General features: G+C 67.9%; 18 protein-coding genes. 13 read left to right on the forward strand and 5 right to left on the reverse strand.

Annotation, left to right across the window (positions count from 1 at the left end; all coding sequences use genetic code 11):
* Nucleotide 1 precedes the first annotated feature (1 nt).
* A complete protein-coding gene (locus tag E9232_RS18685) occupies nucleotides 2-523 on the reverse strand; it encodes an outer membrane protein assembly factor BamE (RefSeq protein ID WP_309796254.1) in 522 nt (173 codons plus the stop codon).
* Between the two features lie 96 nt (nucleotides 524-619).
* On the opposite strand from E9232_RS18685, the gene E9232_RS18690 reads away from it, so the two are divergent.
* From E9232_RS18690 to E9232_RS18720, 7 genes are all read left to right on the forward strand, one after another.
* A complete protein-coding gene (locus E9232_RS18690; protein WP_309796255.1) occupies nucleotides 620-1,171 on the forward strand; it encodes a ubiquinol-cytochrome C chaperone family protein in 552 nt (183 codons plus the stop codon).
* Nucleotides 1,171-1,704, forward strand: coding sequence for a YceD family protein (locus E9232_RS18695; RefSeq protein WP_309796257.1), 534 nt, complete (start codon nucleotides 1,171-1,173; stop codon nucleotides 1,702-1,704). Before E9232_RS18690 ends, E9232_RS18695 begins: the two co-directional genes overlap by 1 nt.
* 96 nt (nucleotides 1,705-1,800) lie before the next feature.
* A complete protein-coding gene (gene rpmF, locus E9232_RS18700; protein WP_309796258.1) occupies nucleotides 1,801-1,989 on the forward strand; it encodes a 50S ribosomal protein L32 in 189 nt (62 codons plus the stop codon).
* 22 nt (nucleotides 1,990-2,011) lie between these two features.
* Nucleotides 2,012-3,112 carry a phosphate acyltransferase PlsX gene (gene plsX / locus E9232_RS18705; RefSeq protein ID WP_309796260.1) on the forward strand — a complete coding sequence of 367 codons (1,101 nt, stop codon included), beginning with the start codon at nucleotides 2,012-2,014 and terminating at the stop codon, nucleotides 3,110-3,112.
* 10 nt (nucleotides 3,113-3,122) lie between these two features.
* Nucleotides 3,123-4,100 carry a beta-ketoacyl-ACP synthase III gene (locus E9232_RS18710; RefSeq protein ID WP_309796262.1) on the forward strand — a complete coding sequence of 326 codons (978 nt, stop codon included), beginning with the start codon at nucleotides 3,123-3,125 and terminating at the stop codon, nucleotides 4,098-4,100.
* Between the two features lie 140 nt (nucleotides 4,101-4,240).
* Complete coding sequence (locus E9232_RS18715) at nucleotides 4,241-4,555, forward strand: integration host factor subunit alpha (RefSeq protein WP_309796264.1); 315 nt, start codon at nucleotides 4,241-4,243, stop codon at nucleotides 4,553-4,555.
* 3 nt (nucleotides 4,556-4,558) lie between these two features.
* Nucleotides 4,559-5,086 carry a MerR family transcriptional regulator gene (locus tag E9232_RS18720; RefSeq protein WP_309796266.1) on the forward strand — a complete coding sequence of 176 codons (528 nt, stop codon included), beginning with the start codon at nucleotides 4,559-4,561 and terminating at the stop codon, nucleotides 5,084-5,086.
* A gap of 60 nt (nucleotides 5,087-5,146) precedes the next feature.
* Here E9232_RS18720 and rodA read toward each other — a convergent pair whose 3' ends face one another.
* Entirely contained in the window at nucleotides 5,147-6,298 is a 1,152-nt protein-coding gene (gene rodA / locus E9232_RS18725; RefSeq protein ID WP_309796267.1) for a rod shape-determining protein RodA, read from the reverse strand.
* A gap of 156 nt (nucleotides 6,299-6,454) precedes the next feature.
* A complete protein-coding gene (locus tag E9232_RS18730) occupies nucleotides 6,455-7,252 on the reverse strand; it encodes an NAD(P)H-dependent oxidoreductase (protein ID WP_309796268.1) in 798 nt (265 codons plus the stop codon).
* A gap of 95 nt (nucleotides 7,253-7,347) precedes the next feature.
* Between E9232_RS18730 and E9232_RS18735 the strand changes: the two genes are divergently transcribed.
* Nucleotides 7,348-8,268 carry a LysR family transcriptional regulator gene (locus tag E9232_RS18735; RefSeq protein ID WP_309796270.1) on the forward strand — a complete coding sequence of 307 codons (921 nt, stop codon included), beginning with the start codon at nucleotides 7,348-7,350 and terminating at the stop codon, nucleotides 8,266-8,268.
* Here E9232_RS18735 and betB read toward each other — a convergent pair.
* Entirely contained in the window at nucleotides 8,265-9,719 is a 1,455-nt protein-coding gene (gene betB / locus E9232_RS18740; RefSeq protein WP_309796272.1) for a betaine-aldehyde dehydrogenase, read from the reverse strand. The two genes, E9232_RS18735 and betB, sit on opposite strands and share 4 nt — an antisense overlap.
* Before the next feature lie 14 nt (nucleotides 9,720-9,733).
* Entirely contained in the window at nucleotides 9,734-11,386 is a 1,653-nt protein-coding gene (gene betA, locus E9232_RS18745) for a choline dehydrogenase (RefSeq protein WP_309796274.1), read from the reverse strand.
* A 208-nt stretch (nucleotides 11,387-11,594) separates the two neighbouring features.
* On the opposite strand from betA, the gene E9232_RS18750 reads away from it, so the two are divergent.
* The 5 genes from E9232_RS18750 (at nucleotide 11,595) to dacB (ending at nucleotide 17,231) form a co-directional block, all read left to right on the forward strand.
* Nucleotides 11,595-12,545, forward strand: a complete 951-nt coding sequence (locus tag E9232_RS18750; RefSeq protein WP_309796276.1) for a choline ABC transporter substrate-binding protein — start codon at nucleotides 11,595-11,597, stop codon at nucleotides 12,543-12,545.
* Between the two features lie 73 nt (nucleotides 12,546-12,618).
* Nucleotides 12,619-13,476, forward strand: coding sequence for a choline ABC transporter permease subunit (gene choW / locus E9232_RS18755; protein ID WP_309796278.1), 858 nt, complete (start codon nucleotides 12,619-12,621; stop codon nucleotides 13,474-13,476).
* On the forward strand, nucleotides 13,476-14,660 hold the full coding sequence (choV, locus tag E9232_RS18760) for a choline ABC transporter ATP-binding protein (protein WP_309796280.1): 1,185 nt from the start codon (nucleotides 13,476-13,478) through the stop codon (nucleotides 14,658-14,660). The genes choW and choV overlap by 1 nt, the downstream gene beginning before the upstream one ends.
* Before the next feature lie 305 nt (nucleotides 14,661-14,965).
* Entirely contained in the window at nucleotides 14,966-15,646 is a 681-nt protein-coding gene (locus E9232_RS18765) for a sugar transferase (RefSeq protein ID WP_441740813.1), read from the forward strand.
* Nucleotides 15,647-15,794: 148 nt separating this feature from the next.
* Nucleotides 15,795-17,231 carry a D-alanyl-D-alanine carboxypeptidase/D-alanyl-D-alanine endopeptidase gene (gene dacB / locus E9232_RS18770; protein WP_309796282.1) on the forward strand — a complete coding sequence of 479 codons (1,437 nt, stop codon included), beginning with the start codon at nucleotides 15,795-15,797 and terminating at the stop codon, nucleotides 17,229-17,231.
* Nucleotides 17,232-17,256 lie beyond the last annotated feature (25 nt).

A 17,256-nucleotide genomic window follows, 5' to 3' on the forward strand; every position in this document is an offset into this window, starting at 1 on the left:
CCTAGTAGCCGCCGCCGGCGCCCGGGCCGGCGACCCCGCCGGTGCCCGCGCGACGGTTCGGGGCGGTGCTGCCGGCAGCGTCGTTGAAGCGCCCGATATTGCCCAGGAACTGCTCCAGGATGCCGATGCGGCGGCCCAGCGTCGGCGTCTCGCGCGACACCATCGCCACCTGCTGGGCATCGGCCAGGTTCACTTCCTTGACATCGGTCAGCGTGCTGCTGGTCGGGTCGAACTGCATGCGCAGCACCCGCCGCTGCGTCACCTCCGGGGCGAAGAAGGCGACCGTCTCGACACGCTGGCCGATGTAATACCAGATGTTGTCGTCGAAGGTCGAAACCGTCGTGGGGGTTCCCAGAATCGTCGACACATCGGCCTTCGTGCTGGTGCCGGTGTGGACCTGCTCGAGCCGGTAGTCCTCGACGAGGTTGCCGCGCGTGGCCACCCGTGGCGTGCAGGCTGACACCGCAGCCGCCACGAGCAGGCCGGCCGCCATGGTCCGGACGACCCTTGCTCTTTCCGTCATCGCCTCATATCTCCGCGATTGAAGGCTTCCCTCTAGCACACCACTTCAAGCTCGACCAATATCGCCGCGTCCTTTCCGCAAAACCGATCGGTCTTCGTGCTGTCCAAGCTGTTCCCCCGCCGCCGCCAGGAGCGGATCGCCGCCGAACTCTACGTCAAGCTGGTCGAGCAGGCGCGGAGCCCCGCCTTCTTCAGCGCCTGCGGCGTGCCCGACACGCTGGACGGGCGGTTCGAGGCGCTGGCGCTGCATGCCTTCCTGGTCTTCCACCGGCTGAAGCGCGAGGCGCCGCCGGCTCCGGACTTCGCCCAGGTGCTGTTCGACCACATGTTCGCCGACATGGATCTCAGCCTGCGCGAGATCGGCGTCACCGATTTCAGCATCGCCAAGAAGGTGAAGGCGATGGGGCGCGGCTTCTACGGCCGCATCGTCGCCTATGATCGCGGCCTCGGCGCCGAGGATCCCGAGGCGCTGGAATCGGCCCTGCGCCGCAACCTCTACGGCACGGCGGAGCCCGCGGCGGGGCAGGTGAGGGCGGTGGCGGCCTATCTCCGCCGCGAGGTGGCGGGGCTGGCCGAGCAGCCGGCGGCAGGTTTCCTGGCGGGCGATGTCCGGTTCGGCCCGGCGCCGGAGATGGTGGAGGCGGCGTGATGGCGGAGATCCCTGAATTCAGCCGGATCGTCGGCGTCGGCAGCCTGCCGCGCGGCGGCCGGACGATTGCGATCGAGGCCGATGCCGCCGAGCGCGAGGCCCTGGCCAAACGCTTCGACCTGGTCGCGATCGACGCGCTCCAGGCGCGATTCGCGCTGCGGGCCGGTCGCGGCGACACCGTCCTGGTCGACGGCACGTTGAGCGCCGCGGTGGTGCAGCGCTGCGTCGTCACCCTCGACCCGCTGCCGGCGACGATCGACGAGGAGATCGAGGCCGTCTTCGCCGATGCGGCCGCCGATCACGACTCCGTCGAGATCGAGGTCGATCCGCTGGCGGCGGAGGTCGAGCCGCTGGTCGACGGCCGCATCGATCTCGGTGAGCTGGCGGCGCAGCACCTGCTGCTCGCCCTCGATCCCTATCCGCGCTCGCCCGACGCACCGTCGCCGGTCGTGGAGGCGCCGCCGGTCGAGATCGAGACGCGCCAGCCCTTCGCCGGGCTCAAGCGGGGCGGGGACGGCGACGCCGAGGGCTGATCGCTTTTCCTTGCTCCGCTGGGCCTTTTCGATTAAGTAACGCCGGTCTGAGGCGGCCCCCCTGGTGCCGCCTTTTCGTATCGAGAGTTCAAGCAAATGGCTGTTCCGAAGAAGAAGACGTCGAAGTCGCGTCGTGACATGCGTCGTTCGCACCACGCCCTGGCCGGTTCGACCTATGTCGAATGCGCCAATTGCGGCGAGCTGGCCCGTCCGCACCATGTCTGCGATTCCTGCGGTCACTATCACGGCCGTGAGATCGTCAGCGAGACGACGGCGACCGCCTGATCGATCTGCACCTGCGTAGGGAATGACCGACCCGGCGGCCTCTGGCCCAGTGACGATCGCGCTCGACGCCATGGGTGGCGACCGGGCGCCCGAGATGGTGCTCGACGGGGCCGAGATTGCCCGCACGCACCATCCTGACGTGCATTTTCTGATCGTCGGCGACGAGGCGGTGATCGCACCGCTTCTGAAGAAGCGGCCCGCCCTCGCGGCGGTGTCGTCGATTCGGCATGCCGCCGACCGCATCACCAATGAGGACAAGCCGTCCACCGCGATCCGCGGCGGACGCAACTCAAGCATGCGGATCGCGATCGACGCGGTCGCGGCCGGTGAAGCGCAGTGCATCGTCTCCGCCGGCAACACCGGCGCGCTGATGGCGATGGCCAAGATCGTGTTCAAGACGCTGCCGGGCATCGACCGGCCGGCGATCGCGTCGTTCTTTCCGACGCTGCGCGGCGAGAGCGTCATGCTCGATCTCGGCGCCAACATCGAATGCGACGCCGAGAACCTGGTCCAGTTCGCCATCATGGGCGCCGTCTTCGCCAAGGCGGTGCTGGGCCTGGTCGACCCGACCGTCGGGCTGCTCAATGTCGGCTCCGAGGCGCTGAAGGGCCCCGATGCGGTCCGCGACGCCGCGGCCCGGCTGCGCGAGCTCGAATTCCCTGGCCGGTTCGAAGGCTTCGTCGAAGGCGACGACATCCCGGCCGGCAAGGTCGATGTCGTGGTGACCGACGGCTTCTCCGGCAATGTCGCGCTCAAGACCGCCGAAGGCACCGCCAAGCTGTACGCCACCTGGCTGCGCCACAGCTTCCAGTCCTCCTGGCTGGCCTCGCTCGGCTACCTCCTGGCGCGCGGCGCCTTCCGCCGGCTGCGGCACCGGACCGACCCGCGCCAGTACAACGGCGCCCTGTTCCTCGGCCTGAACGGCATCTGCGTCAAAAGCCATGGCGGCACCGATGGCGAGGGCTTCGCCCATGCCATCGATGTCGGCGTCGATCTGGTCATCCATGGCTTCAATGATAAGGTGAAGCAGGAGTTCAGCCGTTTCGAAGGCAGTCGGAATGGCGGCGACTCCGCTGCGGCCCTGCCACCGACTGCCCCGATCGGGATCGAACAACCCCAATGACCGGCACCCTATGACCGTCCGTCGCGCGCGCATCATCGGATGCGGTTCCGCCCTGCCTGTGCGTGAAGTCACCAATGCCGAGCTCGCCCGCACGGTCGACACCTCGGATGAGTGGATCGTCCAGCGCACCGGCATCAGCGTCCGCCACATCGCCGCGCCGGACGAGAAGACCTCGGACCTCGCGCTGGCCGCCGCCCGCAAGGCCCTGGCCATGGCCAAGGTCGAGGGCAGCGATCTCGACCTGATCGTGCTGGCGACGACGACTCCGGACCAGACCTTCCCGGCGACCGCGGTGCGGGTGCAGGCTGCGCTCGGCATGACCCGCGGCGCCGCTTTCGACGTCCAGGCGGTCTGCTCGGGCTTCGTCTACGCCCTGGCGATGGCCGACAACATGATCCGGCTGGGCCAGGCGCGGACCGCGCTGGTGATCGGTGCCGAGACCTTCTCCCGCCTGCTCGACTGGACCGACCGCGGCACCTGCGTGCTGTTCGGCGACGGCGCCGGGGCGGTGGTGCTGCGCGCGGTCGAAGGCGGCGGGACCACCGACGACCCGGGCATCCTGTCGACCCATCTGCATTCCGACGGCCGCCACGAGGACAAGCTCTATGTCGATGGCGGGCCGTCCTCGACCGGCACTGTCGGCCATGTCCGCATGGAAGGGCGTGAGGTGTTCAAGCACGCCGTCACCAACCTGGCCGAAGTGGTCGAGGAAGCCCTGTCGGCCAACGGCCTGACGCCCGAGGACATCGACTGGCTGGTGCCGCACCAGGCCAACAAGCGCATCATCGACGCCACCGCCCGCAAGCTCGACCTGCCGATGGAGAAGGTGGTGCTGACCGTGCACAAGCACGCCAACACCTCCGCCGCCTCGATCCCGCTGGCCCTGGCCGAGGCCGTGTCCGACGGCCGCATCAAGCCGGGTGATCTGGTGCTGCTCGAAGCCATGGGCGGCGGGCTGACCTGGGGCGCCGCGCTGGTGCGCTGGTAGGCGCCAACAGCCGCAGTTAGCCGCTCTGCCTCCGACGGGCGTTAGGAAATTCTCCCAACGCTTTGGAATTGACGGATTATTTCGAGGAGGCTACCGTGACAAACGGACTTCTTCGCAATTGCCCGTCAGGGGGAGGCGGCATGGCGGAAACAGTAACACGAGCCCAGCTCAGCGAATCCATCTACCAGGAAATTGGCTTGTCTCGTAATGAGTCAGCCGATCTTGTTGAGACGGTGCTTGAGGAAATCTCGGACGCGCTGGAGCGCGGCGAGACGGTGAAGATCTCATCTTTCGGCACCTTCGGCGTGCGCCAGAAGGGCCAGCGAGTCGGGCGCAACCCGAAGACCGGCCAGGAAGTGCCGATCCTGCCGCGCCGGGTGCTGGTGTTCCGGGCGTCCCATGTGCTCAAGGGGCGTATCAACGGGACCGACATCACCTCGGAAGACGACGAGTAAGTCATGGCGGGAATGGGTGGATCGGAAGCGAAGGCGGCGCCGGTGCGCAAATCGGCGACGGCCTATCGCACGATCAGCGAGGTCTCCGACGACCTCGCCGTGCCGCAGCATGTGCTGCGCTTCTGGGAGACGAAATTCTCCCAGGTCCGGCCGCTGAAGCGAGGTGGCGGGCGCCGCTACTATCGTCCTGAGGACGTCCAGCTGCTGCGGCGGATCCAGCGCCTCCTCTATGAGGAGGGCTACACCATCAAGGGCGTGCAGCGCCTGCTGAAGGAAGGCAAGTCGGCCGATACGGACGACGCCTCCGCCGCGGAGGCAGCGCCGTCGGGCCCGCCGCGTCCTGTCGCGGTGTCGAAGGGCAAGGCGGCGGCCAAGCCGTCGGCGGCGGCGCGCGACGCGCTGCAGCTGTCGCTGCTGGCCGGCGACGGCCGCGCCGCCGGTCTGACGACCGAACTGCGCGACGAGCTCACGGTGCTTCTGGCCGAACTCAAGCGCCTGCAATCGGCGTTGCGCGGGGCCGGCGAGGGCTGAAAGGCTGACCGGTCGTTCGGACAATCCTGAAAGCGCCCCGGACCGGCCGTCGACCGGGCCTCAGTAGTCGGTGATGCCGCTGCGCGGAATGCGCACCTCGCGGTGGATCCAGACGCTCAGCAGCAGGCCGCAGCCCATCAGCAGCGTCAGCATGGCGGTGCCGCCGTAGGACACGAGCGGCAGCGGGATGCCCACCACCGGGATCAGCCCGGTCACCATCGCGACATTGACGAAGACGTAGAGGAAAAAGGTCGTGGTCAGGCCGATGCCGACCAGCCGGCCGAAATGGCTGCGGGCGCTGAGCGCGATCATCAGCCCGTACACGAACAGCATGGTGTAGAGGAACAGCAGGATCAGCGCGCCGACCATGCCGAACTCCTCGGCCAGCACCACGAAGATGAAGTCGGTGTGCTTCTCCGGCAGGAACATCAGCTGGCTCTGGGTGCCGGCGGTGAAGCCCTTGCCGAACAGGGCGCCGGAGCCGAGCGCGATCTTCGACTGCATGATGTTGTAGCCGGCGCCCAGCGGGTCGCGCTCCGGCTGCAGGAAGGTGTAGACGCGGTTCTTCTGGTAGTCGTGCAGGAACTCCCAGCCGATCGGGATCGCCGACAGGCCGAGCGTGATCGCCACCGCGAATTTCCACAGCCGTACGCCGGTCGCGAACAGCACCGCGCCGCCGGTGAAGATCAGCAGCATGGCGGTGCCGAGATTGGGCTGCATCAGCACCATCCCGACCGGCGCCAGGATCAGCAGCAGCGGCACGATCAGCACCAGCGGGCTGCGCACCTCGATCAGCGAGAAGCCGTGGAAGTAGCGGGCGAGGGCCAGGACCAGGGCGATCTTCATCAGCTCGGACGGCTGGATCACCAGGGGCCCGAGGTTGATCCAGCGTTCGGCGCCCATGCCGACATGGCCCATCATCTGGACCACGATCAGCAGGGCGAAGACGATGGCGTAGACCGGGTAGGCGATCTTCATCCAGATCCGGATGTCGATCATCGCGAAGATCAGCATGACGACGAAGCCGCTGCCGAAGCGGCTCAGCTGCCGGCTGGCCCAGGGCTCCCAGGACCCGCCGCCCGCCGAATACAGCAGCATGACGCCGACCGCGGCGATGGCGCAGACCAGGATCACCAGCCCCCAGCTCATCAGCTGGAGCTTGGTCAGGATGGTGTAGCTCGGGGCGTCGTCGCGTATCCGGAAGCTGCTCATGAACCAGGCAAATCCATCGCCGAAAAGGCGGCCGGACTATGCCCCCGTCAGCGTGGCCGGGCAAGGCCGGGGGATGCGGCGGTGTGACCGGATGGGAGGTCGCGGGAGATCCCGCGACGCCCGGCCGACCTGGCCATGGGTCTTTGTCCGTGAGGCCTAGCTCGCGGGACCGGCGCCGTTGAGGTGCAGCGCAAAGCCGGCCGCATCCGGATCGCCCAGCCCAGGGCGGAGCTGCATGCTCGGGATCCGATAGTCCCCGCCATTCTGCTGCCGGTAGGGGATGGGCGGAGTGGTCGCGAGCGTCCGCATCCGCTCGCGCAGGCGTTCGGCCATGGCCTCGAAACCGGCCTCGTCGAGACGGTCGACGCTGTAGGCCACGAAGGGCGGCAGCACGTCGTAGCCGGGGTAGTAGAGGATCCCGTGATTGATCGGGAACAGCAGGTCGTCGATCGGCCCGTTGACCCCGCGAGGACTGTAATGCTCCTCCCAGCCGCCGGCGGTGACGATCAGCATGGCGCGCTTCCCCGCGAGGGTCCCTTCGCCGTAGCGGTCGCCCCATCGCCGATCGCTGTGCTCGCCGACGCCATAGGCGAAGCCGTAGGCGAACACCCGGTCGACCCAGCCCTTGAGGATCGCCGGCATGGCGAACCACCAGAGGGGGAACTGGAGGATCAGGGCGTCGGCCCACAGCAGCTTCTCGATCTCGGCTTTGACGTCGTCGGTCAGCGTGTCGGTGTCGAAGGCCGTCTTGGAGGCTGCGACCGGCAGGAGCCGAGCATCCGGCGTCAGCGTCGGGAAGTCGGCGCGGTCGACCTCGGACTTCCAGCGGTCAGCGTAGAGATCCGAAACCCGCACCGTGTGGCCCTGGGCCTCGAGCTCCCGCACGGCGACGTCGCGCAGCGCGCCGTTGAGCGAGCGCGGTTCGGGATGGGCGTAGACGAGCAGGATGTTCATGGCGTCAGCACTCCGTGAGGGGGAACCGACCCTTCAGGTGGGCGACGCCGGCGCAATCCGGTATATATGGCCAATGCATAAGATTGTGCCGTTCCATGGATAGATCGGACGTCACGCTGGAGCGCATGCGCAGCTTCATCCGTGTGGCCGAGCGCGGCAGCCTGTCGGCGGTGGCACGCGAATTCGGAGTCGGCCAGTCCACGGTCACGCGGCATCTTCGGGAGCTGGAGGAGGCTGTCGGCGTGCCCCTGCTCAGCCGGACCACCCGGCGGGTGACGCTGACCGATGAGGGCAGCCGCTACTATGCCGACTGCGTCCAGATCCTGCGCCTGGTCGACCAGGCCGGCGACGAGGCGCGGGCGACGCGCGGTGCTGCGGCCGGCACGATCCGGATCTCGTGCACCTCGGCGTTCGGGGTGCTGCATGTCGGCCGGCTGATCTTCGCCTTCCAGGACCGGTATCCCGAGATCGGGATCGATCTCAGCCTGACCGACGAGTATGTCGACCTGGTGCGGGAGGGCGTCGACATCGCGCTGCGCCTGGGCCCGTTGACCGACAGCTCGATGAAGCTGCGGGCGCTGGGCCGGTCCCGGCGGCTGATGGTGGCGGCGCCGGCCTATCTGGCGGTGCGGGGCCGCCCGGCCGTGCCGCAGGACCTGGCCGGCCATGAGGGCATCCGGATGACCAACATCGCCGGCAGCGACACGCTGGCCCTCGAGGGGGCCGATGGCGAGCGCCACGCGGTGCCCTTTGGCGGTCGGTTCCGGGTCGACCACGGCCTCGCCGCGCGCGAGGCGCTGGTCGCCGGCCGCGGCATCGGCCCGGCCCATCGCTGGCTGGTCGACGACCTGCTGGCGGATGGGCGGCTGGAGGCGATCCTGCCCGGCTATGAGCCGCCGCCCGTCCCCTTGAGCATGCTGATCGTCCCGGAGCGCGCGGGCATCGCCCGCGTCCGCCTGCTTGTCGATTTTCTCATCGACCGGATCGGCGGCATTCCGGGAATCGAGAAGCCTTAATACGGGCTGTCGACGTCCCCGGTCTCGACATAGACGCTCTTCAGCTGGGTGTAGTGCTCCAGAGCGGCCAGGCCGTTCTCGCGGCCGAGGCCGGATTGCTTGGTGCCGCCGAACGGGATCTCGACGGGGGTGATGTTGTAGTTGTTGATCCAGCAGGTGCCGGCCTGCAGCTTGGCCACGACGCGGTGGCCGCGGGCGAGGTCGCGGGTGAACACCCCGGCGGCGAGGCCGAATTCGGTGGCGTTGGCGCGGCGGATGACCTCGTCCTCATCGGTGAAGGTCAGGACGGTCATGACCGGGCCGAAGATCTCCTCGCGCACGATCGACATCTCGTCGTGGCAGGCGTCGAAGATCGCGGGCTCGACGAAATAGCCGTCGGCCAGGGCCGGGTCGGCCGGGACACGGCCGCCGCACACCAGGCGGGCGCCGGCTTGCAGCCCGGCCTCGACATAGCCCAGCACCTTGGCGCGGTGGTCGGCCGAGATCAGGGCGCCAACCTGGGTCTCGGGGTCCATCGGGTCGCCGATCCGCATCCGCTCGGTGCGGGCCAGCAGCAGGTCCATGAAGCGGTTGTGCAGCGGCGCCTCGATGAACACCCGGGTGCCGTTCGAGCAGATTTCGCCCTGGGTGTAGAAGTTGGCCATCATCGCCGCCTTCACCGCGTTCTCGACATCGGCGTCGGCGAAGACGATCAGCGGCGACTTGCCGCCCAGCTCCATGGTCACATGCTTCATCGCCCCGGCGGCCGCGGCCGCGACCTTGCGGCCGGTCGGCACCGACCCGGTCAGCGACACCTTGGCGACGTCGGGGTGGGTGACCAGGGCGTGGCCGACCTCGCCCTTGCCCTGGACCACGTTGAACACGCCCAGCGGCAGGCCGGCCTCGATGAAGATTTCGGCCAGCGCCACCGCCGTCATCGGCGTCAGCTCGGACGGCTTGAACACCATAGTGTTGCCGCAGGCCAGCGTCGGGCCGGACTTCCAGCAGGCGATCTGCAGCGGATAGTTCCAGGCGCCGATGCCGGCGACCACGCCCAGCGGCTCGCGGCGGGTGTAGGCGAAGGCGCCGCCGAAATCATGGTGGGTGCCGTGCAGCGACGGGGCCAGGCCGGCGAAGTACTCGATCGCGTCGGCCCCGGAATCGATGTCGACCGCCAGCGCCTCGGCGATCGGCTTGCCGGTGTCCATCACCTCCATCCGCGCCAGCCGGTCGCGGTTGGCGCGCAGCAGGCGCACCGCCTCGCGCAGGATCCGGCCGCGCCGGGTGCCGGTCATCCCGGCCCAGCCGTCGAAGGCGGCCTTGGCGGCGTCGACCGCGCGGCCGACATCGGCCGGGGAGGCGGCCAGCACCCGGCCGACCGGCTTGCCGGTGGCGGGGTTGATGGTGTCGAACGGCGTGCCGCTGCCGTCGACCGCCTGGCCGCCGATGTGCAGCCGGATGGTTTCGACCATGGGGTTCTCCTGAATCAGCGCTGGGCCGTCTGCCAGTCCGGCGCCTGGTAGACCGGGGCGCTCGAGGGCGGCAGGGGCGTGCGGCCGAGGATGATGTCCGCCGCCTTCTCGCCGATCATGATGGTCGGCGCGTTGAGGTTGCCGCTGACGATCGACGGCATGATCGAGGCGTCGACCACGCGCAGCGACTCCAGCCCGCGCACCCGCGTCTCCGGGTCGACCACCGCCATCTCGTCCGTGCCCATCTTGCAGGTGCAGGACGGGTGGTAGGCGCTGTCGGCCTTGGCCCGGATGAAGGCGTCGATCTCGTCGTCGCTGCGCACCGACGCGCCGGGCGCCATCTCGCTGCCGCGATAGGGGTCGAAGCCGCTCTGGGCGAAGATCTCGCGGGTCAGCCGGACGCAGGCGCGCATGTCGGCGCGGTCATCCTCGGTGGTCAGGTAGTTCGGCTGCAGGATCGGCTTGGCCCGCGGGTCGGACGAGCGCAGCTCGACCCAGCCGCGCGAGGTGGCGCGCATGGTGCCGGCATGGGCCTGGAAGGCGTGGCGGTCGCCCGGCTTGCGGCCGTGGTCGTTCACCACCGACGGCAGGAAATGATACTGGATGTCCGGGTGGCGGATGCCGGGGCGGGACCGGATGAAGCCGCCGGCCTCGAGATGGGCCGAGGTGGTCAGGCCGCGGCGGAACAGGAACCATTCGAGCCCGACCTTCGCCTTGTAGAGCGGGTTCTCGACGCTGTAGAGGGTGATCGGCTTGGTGCATTCGTACTGGACGTACAGCTCCAGATGGTCCTGCAGGTTGCGGCCGACGCCGGGCAGGTCGTGGGTCACGGCGATGCCGTGCCGGCGCAGCTGGTCGGCCGGGCCGACGCCCGACAGCATTAAGAGCTGCGGCGAGTTGATGGCGCCGCCGGCCAGGATCACCTCGCGCCCGGCGCGGGCGGTGCGGATCTGGCCGCCCTGGGCGTATTCGACCCCGACGGCGCGGGTGCCCTCGAACAGGATGCGGGTGGTCAGCGCGCCGGTCTCGATCGTCAGGTTCGGCCGCGACTGCGCCGGCCGCAGATAGGCCTTGGCGGCCGACCAGCGCTCGCCCTTATGGATCGTCATGTCCATCTTGCCGAAGCCTTCCTGCTGGTAGCCGTTCATGTCGTCGGTGAACGGGTACCCGGCCTGCTGCCCGGCCTGGATGAAGGCGTCGAACAGCGGATTCGGCTGGCTGCCGGTGGAGACGTTCAGCGGGCCGTCCGAGCCGCGATAGTCGTCGCCGCCCTTGGCCCGGGTCTCGGCCCGGCGGAAATAGGGCAGCACCTCGGCATAGGACCAGCCGGCGGCGCCCTCATCGGCCCAGCGGTCGTAGTCATAGGCATGGCCGCGGACATAGACCATGGCGTTGAGCGAAGACGAGCCGCCCAGCACGCGGCCGCGTGGCCAGTACATGCGGCGGTTGTCCATCGCCGCCTGCGGCTCGGTCTCGTAGTACCAGTTGTACTTGTCGTCGCCGAGATTGTAGGTCAGCGCCGCCGGCATGTGGATCTTCCAGGTCCGGTCCTCGGGGCCGGCCTCCAGCACCAGCACGCGGTTGCCCGGCTCGGCCGACAGCCGGTTGGCGAGGACGCAGCCGGCCGAGCCGGCGCCGACGATCACATAGTCGAATTCTGTCGTCATGCCTTCCGCTCCTTCGCCTGCGGCCGCATGCTAACGGCGCTGGGCGAGGCGGTGCGTCCGGTTTGCGTCATGCGATGCCGGAAATCGGCCAGCGGTCGCGGGCCGTGCACCGTTAGACTCACCATGAGGCGCCCCGCCGTATGCTTCGATGCCGGACGGGGCGTTCAACGAATGAAAATGTCGAACAGGCGGGCAACAGGAGAGTCGCATGATGTCGGGACGTATGATCGGTCTGGCGCTGGGCATGTCCCTGGCCCTGGCTGCCGGGGCGGCGCAGGCCGCGGATCCGGCGAGCTGCCAGAAGGTGCGGTTTTCCGATGTCGGCTGGACCGACATCACCTCGACCACGGCGCTGACCTCGGCGGTGCTCAAGGGGCTGGGCTATGAGCCCTCGGCCGACCTGCTGTCGATCCCGGTCACCTACATCTCGATGAAGAACAAGAACATCGACGTCTTCCTCGGCAACTGGATGCCGTCGATGACCGCCGATGCGAAGCCGTATTTCGACGACAAGTCGGTGGAGAGCATCAAGGCCAATCTCGACGGCGCCAAATACACCCTCGCCGTGCCGGACTATGTGTACCAGGCCGGGGTCAAGGACTTCGCCGACCTGACCAAGAACGCCGACAAGTTTGCCGACAAGATCTACGGCATCGAGCCGGGCAACGACGGCAACCGGCTGGTCCAGAGCATGATCGACAAGGATGCCTTCGGCCTGAAGGGCTGGCAGCTGGTCGAATCGAGCGAGCAGGGCATGCTGTCCCAGGTCGACCGCGCCATCCGGCGCAAGGAATGGATCGTGTTCCTGGGCTGGGCGCCGCATCCGATGAACAAGAACTTCGCCCTGCAGTACCTGACCGGCGGCGACGACTATTTCGGCCCGAACTTCGGCGGCGCCACCGTCTACACCAACGTCCGCGCCGGCTATCGCACCGAGTGTCCGAATGTCGGCAAGCTGCTCGACAACCTGGCCTTCACCCTCGACATGGAAGCCACGGTGATGGAGGCGATCACCGGCGGCGGCGAGGAAGGCGGCAAGGCGGCCACCGAATACCTCAAGGCCAACCCGGATGTACTGAAGACCTGGCTGGCCGGCGTGACCACCTTCGACGGCAAGGACGGCCTCGCTGCCGTGCAGGCGTCGCTCGGCATCAAGTGACCCGCCCCGGCAGGGCGCCTCGCCGGGCTGAACCGGTGGGCACCCTGCCGAGGGCCACAAAAAGGGACGCCGCATGGACGATCTGAGCGCGCTCTTGTCCCAGAAGATCCCGCTGGGGCTGTGGATCAAGCACCTCACGGATTTTCTGACCAACAATTTCGCCAGCGTCTTCGATGCCATCTCGATCGGCCTCGCCACCGCCATCCAATGGCTGATCGACATCCTGCTGTGGCCGCCGCCGCTGGTGTTCATCGCGATCGTCGCCGTCCTGGCCTATCTCCTGCACCGCCGCTGGCAGTTGGTCGTCCTGGTCGTGATCGGCTTCCTGCTGATCCTCAATCTCGGCTACTGGACCGAGACGATGCAGACCCTGGCGCTGGTGGTTAGCGCCACCTTCCTGTCGCTGGTGATCGGCATCCCGATCGGCATCCTGTCGGCGCACCGGCCGATGGTCTACGCCGTGATCCGGCCGATCCTCGACCTGATGCAGACGCTGCCGACCTTCGTCTACCTGATCCCGACCCTGATCCTGTTCGGGCTGGGCGTGGCGCCGGGCCTCATTTCGACCATCGTCTTCGCCGTGGCCGCGCCGATCCGTCTGACCTATCTCGGCATCCACGGCGTGCCGTCGCCCCTGCTCGAAGCGGGGGAGGCGTTCGGCGCCACCAGGCGGCAGCTGCTGTTCAAGGTCGAGCTGCCGCACGCCCTGCCCACCATCATGGCCGGCCTGACCCAGTGCATCATGCTGTCGCTGTCGATGGTCGTCATCGCCGCGCTGGTGGGGGCCGACGGCCTCGGCAAGCCGGTCGTCCGCGCCCTCAACTCGGTGAATGTCCCCATGGGCTTCGAAGCCGGCCTCTGCATCGTCATCCTCGCCGTCATCCTCGACCGTATGGTGAAAACCGAACGCTCGGCCGGGGGGCCGCACTGATGGCCGACATCCTTCCCGCCGTCCATTTCAACGCCGTCGACGTCATCTTCGGGCCGACGCCGAAGCGGGCGATCAGCCTGCTCGACCAGGGCCGCACCCGGGCCGAGATCCAGGCCGAGACCGGCGACACCCTGGCGGTGGCGGGTGCCGAGCTGTCGATCCCGCCGGGCGAGCTGTGCGTGCTGATGGGGCTGTCGGGGTCCGGCAAATCCTCGCTGCTGCGCTGCGTCAACGGCCTGAACAAGGTGACGCGGGGGCGCATGATCGTGCGCTGCGACGGCGAGGAGGTCGATGTCGCGACCTGCGACGAGCAGACCCTGCGCAAGCTGCGGGCCGACTGGGTGTCGATGGTGTTCCAGCAATTCGCGCTGATGCCCTGGCGCACCATCCGCGAGAATGTCGGGCTCGGGCTCGAGCTCCGCGGCATGCCGAAGGGCGAGCGCGACCGCATCGTCGACGAGAAGCTGGCGATGGTGCATCTCGACAAATGGGCGGGAAAGTATCCGCGCGAGCTGTCGGGCGGCATGCAGCAGCGCGTCGGACTGGCCCGTGCTTTTGCCACCGACGCCGACATCCTGCTGATGGACGAGCCGTTCTCGGCCCTCGACCCGCTGATCCGCACCCATCTGCAGGACGAGCTGCTCGAGCTGCAGCGCCGGCTGAAGAAGACCATCGTCTTCGTCAGCCATGATCTCGACGAGGCGCTGAAGATCGGCAACCGCATCGTCATCATGGAATCCGGCCGCATCGTCCAGATCGGCACGCCGGAGGAGATCGTCACCAAGCCGGCCGACGATTACGTCGCGAATTTCGTCGCCCATGTGAACCCGCTCAACGTGCTGCGGGCCGAAGCCCTGATGACCCCGCTCGACCTGCTGCCGCGGGAAGGGGATTCGATCCTGGTCGACAAGGCCAAGACCTGCCGCTGCCGGATCGACGATTTCGGCCGGCCGATCGCGGTGACCCAGGCCGACCGGCCGCTCGAGATCGCCGACGGCATCATCAACGGCGTGGTGCCGGGGCAGATCGCGACCATGCCGATCCATGCCTCGATGCGTCGCTTCATCGCCGCCCATGAGGCGACGCGCCAGCCCATTCTGGTCCTTGACGATGATGGCCGGCTGGTGGGTAAAGTGGGGGAGAGCGAGCTCGTGGCCCGCCTGCTTCGCGGCAAAGACCTTTAACGAGAAGGCACTATCTCCGTCTATTGACATATCATTGTAACTTATTCTGCTCTGTCCTTGATCTGGCCGGTATCGCGGATGCGATAAATGGATTGTTTCCTTGTCCGGGTTTCGATATACATAGAAGGCGCATTCATTGATCCCGAGATCAGGCCTAAGATGCCGGTGTCGGACAATAGCGATGTGCCAATACCCTAATCATTAGGGGCGGGGAGTCAGGCAAAACTCGAATAAGAGGGCATTCTGCTGTTTGCGGCGGCGGAAAGGTCTTGCTCCTTTGTCATCGGATTCTGGGGGTATCAATTATGCAGTCCGACACTCTCGTCGATACTGCCGCTGTCGAATTGTCCGCGCAGACTCCAGTCCGGACGGCTCGGCTAGGGCTGGCGGCGAAGCGTTTGATGGATCTGGTTTTATCGATTGTTTTTCTAATCCTGTTTTCGCCGCTTTTCGTGGTGTGCGCCGTCATGATCCGGCGGTCCGGCCGGGGCGTCTTCTACAGTGACCGGCGCGTCGGGCGGGACGGAAAGATTTTCTACTGCCACAAGTTTCGAACGATGGTTCCCAATGCGAACAAGCTGTTGGCGGACCTTCTTCAGAAAGACCCTGAGCTGCGGCGCGAGTGGGAGATCGGCTTCAAGCTGAAGAAGGACCCGCGCGTCACCGCCATCGGCCGCTTCCTGCGCAAGACCAGCCTCGACGAGCTGCCGCAGCTGTTCAACGTGCTGAAGGGCGAGATGAGCCTGGTCGGCCCGCGCCCGATGTTCGAGGAAGAGCAGGAACGCTGGGGCGCCGCGATCCACTACTACTACAGCACCCGGCCCGGCATGACCGGCGTCTGGCAGATCTACGGCCGCAGCGACACCAGCTACGAGACGCGGATCCGGCTGAACGTCGAGTATGTCCGGAACTGGAGCTTCGGGCGCGATGTCGTGATCCTGTTCATGACGCCCCGGGTGTTCTTCCCCGGCTCCGGCGCCTACTGACAGAGCCCGGCGACAGCCGCATCCCCGACATGACCAAGACGGCCCCCGCCCGGCGGGGGCCGTCTTCGTTTCGGCGCACCTTCCGCCCCGTCCCGGCCGGGGCTATAGGAAGGCGCGACCCGATGCGGAGGATATTCGGCCCGTGACCATGACCAGACGACCCTTCCTGTTCCTGCTGCCGGTGCTCGCCGCCGGCCTGTGGGGGCATGCCGCCCTGGCCGATGCCACTGCCGTGGCCGCCCATTATGACCTGCCGGTCAACGATGTCGCCTACATCCTGTTCGACGCCCAGAGCGGCCAGCTGATCGACACGGCGCAGGCGACACGGCCGATGATCCCGGCCTCGACGATGAAGGTCGCGTCGATGTCGGCGGCGATCGAGATCCTCGGCGCCGACCACCGATTCTCGACCGTCGTCACCGCCAGCGGGACGATCGACGGCGGGGTGCTGCATGGCGATCTCATGCTGATCGGCGGCGGCGACCCGTCGCTCGACATCAACGACCTCGCCGATCTCGCCGCCCAGATCCGCAAGGCCGGGATCACCAAGGTGGACGGCCGCTTCATCGTCGACGACACGGCGTTGCAGACCCTGCCGTTCCTCGACCCGCTGCAGCCCTACGCCGCCTCCTACAATCCCGGCCTGTCGGGGCTGGCGGTGAACTTCAACGCGGTGCGGGTGAGCTGGCAGAAGAAGCAGGGCCGCTTCGACGCGCGGACCGAGGCGGTCGCCGACGGCCGCAACATGGTGCTGCCCTGGGTCGGCGTCAGCCAGGGGCCGGCGACGCCCTACCGGCCGGTCGACGGGCGCGAGGGCTGGGTGCTCTCCGCGGCGCTGCCCGACAAGGGCTCCGACATGCTGCCGGTCCGCCACCCCACGGCGACGGCGGCGGAGATCTTTCGCACAGTGGCCCGTGAGGCGGGCGTGGCGCTGCCGGCCGCGGTGATCGGCCAGCGCCCGTCGGAAGGCACGATCGTGGCGCGGCACGACAGCGAGCCGCTGGCCACGATCGTCACCCGGGTCCTGAAGTACAGCAACAACCTGTCGGCCGAGATGATCGGCATGATGGCGGCGCGCCAGCTGCTGGGCCGCACCAGCGTGACCCAGGTTGAGGCGGGGAAGGCCATTGCCGCCTGGTGGGCGCAGAAGGTGCCGAAGCTGGACTGGAGCGGCCTGTCCATTCCGGGCGCCTCGGGGCTCAGCACCCGGGCCCGGATCTCGCCGATCCAGATGGCGGCGGTGCTGATCGAGGGCAACCAGATCGGCATGGCCGCGCTGATGCCGGAGCGGGGGGATGGCGGCGCCGAGGCCGAGGCCGGCGAGCCGGCGCCGCTGGCGGCGGGGCGGCTGCGGGCCAAGACCGGCACCATGGGCTATGTCCGCGGCCTGGCCGGCTATCTCTCGGCCGACAGCGGCCGCCAGCTCGGCTTCGTCATCTATGTGGTCGACGAGAACCAGCGCGCCGCCGCCGATGCGGCGACCGACCCGAACGTGCTGGCGGTGTCGCAGCCGGCGCGGCGCTGGCTCGGCCGGGCGCGGGCGGTCGAGCGGGAACTGCTGCGGCAATGGGCTGCGGCTTACTGAGACCGTCCGGAAAGGCATCGGCCCT

It is taken from the genome of Inquilinus ginsengisoli, from assembly GCF_031453975.1.
Lineage (GTDB): Bacteria > Pseudomonadota > Alphaproteobacteria > DSM-16000 > Inquilinaceae > Inquilinus > Inquilinus ginsengisoli_A.

Bases quoted from the DNA above. Each gene is read 5' to 3' on its own strand.
- E9232_RS18685 (WP_309796254.1), bottom strand. From the start codon at position 523: ATGACGGAAAGAGCAAGGGTCGTCCGGACCATGGCGGCCGGCCTGCTC.
- E9232_RS18695 (WP_309796257.1), top strand. From the start codon at position 1,171: ATGGCGGAGATCCCTGAATTCAGCCGGATCGTCGGCGTCGGCAGCCTG.
- rpmF (WP_309796258.1), top strand. From the start codon at position 1,801: ATGGCTGTTCCGAAGAAGAAGACGTCGAAGTCGCGTCGTGACATGCGT.
- plsX (WP_309796260.1), top strand. From the start codon at position 2,012: ATGACCGACCCGGCGGCCTCTGGCCCAGTGACGATCGCGCTCGACGCC.
- E9232_RS18710 (WP_309796262.1), top strand. From the start codon at position 3,123: ATGACCGTCCGTCGCGCGCGCATCATCGGATGCGGTTCCGCCCTGCCT.
- E9232_RS18715 (WP_309796264.1), top strand. From the start codon at position 4,241: ATGGCGGAAACAGTAACACGAGCCCAGCTCAGCGAATCCATCTACCAG.
- E9232_RS18720 (WP_309796266.1), top strand. From the start codon at position 4,559: ATGGCGGGAATGGGTGGATCGGAAGCGAAGGCGGCGCCGGTGCGCAAA.
- rodA (WP_309796267.1), bottom strand. From the start codon at position 6,298: ATGAGCAGCTTCCGGATACGCGACGACGCCCCGAGCTACACCATCCTG.
- E9232_RS18730 (WP_309796268.1), bottom strand. From the start codon at position 7,252: ATGAACATCCTGCTCGTCTACGCCCATCCCGAACCGCGCTCGCTCAAC.
- E9232_RS18735 (WP_309796270.1), top strand. From the start codon at position 7,348: ATGGATAGATCGGACGTCACGCTGGAGCGCATGCGCAGCTTCATCCGT.
- betB (WP_309796272.1), bottom strand. From the start codon at position 9,719: ATGGTCGAAACCATCCGGCTGCACATCGGCGGCCAGGCGGTCGACGGC.
- betA (WP_309796274.1), bottom strand. From the start codon at position 11,386: ATGACGACAGAATTCGACTATGTGATCGTCGGCGCCGGCTCGGCCGGC.
- E9232_RS18750 (WP_309796276.1), top strand. From the start codon at position 11,595: ATGATGTCGGGACGTATGATCGGTCTGGCGCTGGGCATGTCCCTGGCC.
- choW (WP_309796278.1), top strand. From the start codon at position 12,619: ATGGACGATCTGAGCGCGCTCTTGTCCCAGAAGATCCCGCTGGGGCTG.
- choV (WP_309796280.1), top strand. From the start codon at position 13,476: ATGGCCGACATCCTTCCCGCCGTCCATTTCAACGCCGTCGACGTCATC.
- E9232_RS18765 (WP_441740813.1), top strand. From the start codon at position 14,966: ATGCAGTCCGACACTCTCGTCGATACTGCCGCTGTCGAATTGTCCGCG.
- dacB (WP_309796282.1), top strand. From the start codon at position 15,795: ATGACCAGACGACCCTTCCTGTTCCTGCTGCCGGTGCTCGCCGCCGGC.